The 1,383-nt window shown below is 73.5% G+C and carries 1 protein-coding gene and 1 pseudogene; both read left to right on the plus strand.

Going from position 1 to position 1,383, the window contains the following annotated elements; all coding sequences use genetic code 11:
* Positions 1 to 1,067, plus strand: a 1,067-nt coding sequence (gene cbiE, locus CCN72_RS32515) for a precorrin-6y C5,15-methyltransferase (decarboxylating) subunit CbiE (protein WP_107430219.1), incomplete at its 5' end; no start/stop codon positions are given.
* Positions 1,064 to 1,351, plus strand: a pseudogene (locus tag CCN72_RS32520) (SAM-dependent methyltransferase); the annotation flags it as partial. The gene cbiE and the pseudogene CCN72_RS32520, both read left to right, overlap by 4 nt.
* Positions 1,352 to 1,383: the final 32 nt, after the last annotated feature.

Here is a 1,383-nt window from a genome sequence, read left to right on the forward strand (position 1 = left end):
CCGCCGTCCCCCGGCTGCTCGCCGCTCATGCCGGCCGCCGTATCGCCGTTCTGGCCAGCGGCGACCCAATGTTCTACGGAATCGGACGCGCGCTCGCCGAGGAGACCGACGCACTGCGCGTCCTGCCGCACCCCTCATCCGTGTCCCACGCCGCCGCCCGGCTGGGCTGGCCGCTGGAGGACGTCGAGGTCGTCACACTGGTCGGCCGTCCCATCGCCCGCCTCGCCGCCGCCCTCCACGACGGCCGGCGCCTCCTTGTCCTCAGCGCCGGCGCTTCCACTCCCGAAGAGGTCGCCGCGCTGCTCGGTGACCGCGGCTACGGACCGAGCCGGATGCGGGTGCTGGAACAACTCGGCGGGGACCGGGAGCGTACGACCGCCGAACTGACGGCCGACGACTGGGCGCGGACGAAGCGGCCGTGTGACCCGCTCAACATCGTGGCCGTCGAATGCCGGCGGGCACCGGACGCCGTGCGACTGGGCGCGGGGCCGGGGCTGCCGGACGAGGCGTACGAGCACGACGGGCAGCTCACCAAGAAGCACATCCGTGCCGCCACACTCGGCGCGCTCGCCCCCGCTCCGGGAGAACTCCTGTGGGACATCGGCGGCGGCTCGGGCTCGATCGCCATCGAGTGGATGCGTACCCACCCGTCGTGCCGGGCCGTCACCGTGGAACGCGACCCGGTACGAGCCGAGCGCATCCTCCGCAACGCGGAGCGGCTCGGCGTGCCCGGACTCCGGGTCGTGGGCGGTGCCGCTCCCGCGGCGCTGGCCGAACTCCCACGGCCCGACGCCGTGTTCGTCGGCGGCGGGCTCACCGCCCCCGGCCTCCTCGACACCTGCTGGACGGCCCTGCCCCGCGGCGGAAGACTCGTCGCGAACACCGTCACCCTGGAATCCGAGGCACTGCTCGCCGACGCCTATCGCCGTCACGGTGGCGAGCTGGTGCGGCTCGCGGTGGCGCACGCCGTGCCCGTGGGCGGCTTCACCGGCTGGCGGCAGGCCATGCCGGTCACCCAGTGGGCCGTACAGAAGACCGACAACCCCTCACCAGGAGCTGACAGATGACCGTGTACTTCATCGGCGCCGGCCCCGGCGCCGCCGACCTGATCACGGTGCGCGGCGCCCGGAAGCTCGCCGCCTGCCAGGTCTGTCTGTACGCGGGCAGCCTCGTCCCCCGCAAACTGCTGGCCGAATGCCCGCCGGACGCCCGCCTGGTGGACACCGCCCAGCTCGACCTGGACGAGATCACCGCCGAGCTGCTCCGCGCCCACGAGGAGGGGCACGACGTGGCGCGGCTCCATTCCGGCGATCCCTCCGTGTTCAGCGCGGTCGCCGAACAGATGCGGCGACCGCGCTGAACACGGAGGGATCGCCGGAATGG

Origin of the sequence: Streptomyces murinus (assembly GCF_002154555.1) — a bacterium.
In the GTDB taxonomy this organism is placed as follows: domain Bacteria; phylum Actinomycetota; class Actinomycetes; order Streptomycetales; family Streptomycetaceae; genus Streptomyces; species Streptomyces murinus.